This window comes from Streptomyces solincola (genome assembly GCF_002982015.1).
GTDB lineage: Bacteria > Actinomycetota > Actinomycetes > Streptomycetales > Streptomycetaceae > Streptomyces > Streptomyces solincola.
Genome location: NZ_PVLV01000368.1, coordinates 1 through 1649, shown reverse-complemented (window position 1 = coordinate 1649; position 1649 = coordinate 1). Strand labels below are relative to the sequence as shown.

Sequence of the window (1649 nt, the reverse complement as noted above, 5' to 3'; positions counted from 1 at the left end):
GGGGGAAAGCGGGGGGCCAGGGAATCGGTGGACGGGGCACCTATCGGCTTCATAGGGTCGTGTCCATGCCCGACATCTCGGTGGCCACCCTGGTCATGCTCTGCCTCGCGGCCCTCGTGGCCGGCTGGATCGACGCCGTGGTGGGCGGCGGCGGGCTGCTTCTGCTGCCCGCGCTGCTGATCGGGCTGCCCCAGGTGTCCGCCGCCCATGTGCTCGGCACCAACAAGGCGGTGGCCATCGTCGGCACCACCGGCGCGGCGGTGACCTACGCGCGCAAGGCGCCGGTCCGCGTGGGCACGGCGGTGCGGATCGGGCTGGCCGCGCTGGCCGGGTCGATGGGCGGCGCGTTCTTCGCCGCCGGGATCAGCAGCGAGGTGCTGCGCCCGGTCATCATGGTGGTGCTGCTGGCCGTGGCCGCCTTCGTGGTGCTGCGGCCCGGCTTCGGCACGGCCGCGGCCGCCTCCGGACCCGTCGGGCGGGTCCGCACGGTGACCGCGATCGTGCTGGTCGGCGGCGGGATCGGCTTCTACGACGGGCTGTTCGGCCCCGGCACCGGCACCTTCCTGGTGCTGGCGCTGACCGCGGTGCTCCACCTCAACCTGGTCACCGCCTCCGCCACCGCCAAGATCGTCAACGTCTGCACCAACGCGGGCGCGCTGGCCGTGTTCGCCTACCAGGGCACGGTGCTGTGGCAGTTGGCGGCGCTGATGGCGGTGTTCAACCTGGCCGGCGGGATGCTGGGCGCGCGGATGGCGCTGAGCCGGGGCGCGGAGTTCGTCCGCGGGGTGCTGCTGGTGGTGGTCTTCGCGCTGGTCGCCAAGCTGGCCTTCGACCAGTGGGCATGAGGCGCGGCTACCCGGTGGCCGCCGACACGGTCCGGCGTACGCCGATGAGGTGGCCGAAGGCGACGACGTTGCCCTGGTAGCCGCCGGTCTTCCGGTCGAACGCCCCGCCGCAGGTGATGACCCGCAGCTCGGCCCGGTCGGCCGTGCCGTAGACCTTCTCGTCGGGGAAGGCGTCGTTGTCGTACACCTCGACGGCGTCCACGGTGAAGACGGCGGTGCGCCCGTCGGCGCGGTCCACCTCGATGCGGTGGCCCTTGCGCAGGGTGCCCAGGGAGTAGAAGACGGCCGGCCCCTGGTCGTTGTCGACATGGCCGGCCATGATCGCGGTGCCCTCGGCGCCGGGGGCCGTGCCGTCCTGGAACCAGCCGGCCACGTTGCGGTTGCCGGCCGGCGGCACCTGGAGGCTGCCGTCCTTCGCCAGGCCCAGCCGCATCACCGGGGTGTCCACCCGGATGTCGGGGATGCGCAGCCGGTAGGGCGCGGCGGGCGGCAGCGGGTCGGCGGCCGCGTCGGTGTGCTGGTGCGGTCCCGCGGCGAACGCCTGGGCGGCGGAGGGGGCCGGCGGCGTCCGGTCGGCCGAGCCGTTCTGGATCATCCACAGGCCGACGACGGCGGCCACGGCGATGCCCCAGCCCTTGCCGCGGGGCTTGGCCGCGGGGGCGTCGCCCGAGTTCGAGGCGGTGCCGGACATGGCGTCCTCCCTCGTCGGCCGGTCGGGGAAGTGGGGCTCCCCACCCGCGCCGCGGTCTGGAGGGACACACGCGGCGCGGGTGGGGAGCCCCACTTCCCCGACCGGCCGACGAG

At 74.5% G+C, this 1649-nt stretch carries 2 protein-coding genes; one reads left to right on the top strand and one right to left on the bottom strand.

What is annotated here, in order from left to right; all coding sequences use genetic code 11:
• The first annotated feature begins 65 nt into the window (after positions 1-65).
• A complete protein-coding gene (locus C6N75_RS21805) occupies positions 66-845 on the top strand; it encodes a TSUP family transporter (RefSeq protein ID WP_105870594.1) in 780 nt (259 codons plus the stop codon).
• A 7-nt stretch (positions 846-852) separates the two neighbouring features.
• Here C6N75_RS21805 and C6N75_RS21800 read toward each other — a convergent pair whose 3' ends face one another.
• Positions 853-1536: a class F sortase gene (locus tag C6N75_RS21800; protein ID WP_105870593.1), complete on the bottom strand. Its 684-nt coding sequence runs from the start codon at positions 1534-1536 to the stop codon at positions 853-855.
• Between the last annotated feature and the right edge of the window lie 113 nt (positions 1537-1649).

What these genes read in the sequence shown, in the direction of transcription:
- C6N75_RS21805 (WP_105870594.1), top strand. Translation starts at nt 66, where the DNA reads ATGCCCGACATCTCGGTGGCCACCCTGGTCATGCTCTGCCTCGCGGCC.
- C6N75_RS21800 (WP_105870593.1), bottom strand. Translation starts at nt 1,536, where the DNA reads ATGTCCGGCACCGCCTCGAACTCGGGCGACGCCCCCGCGGCCAAGCCC.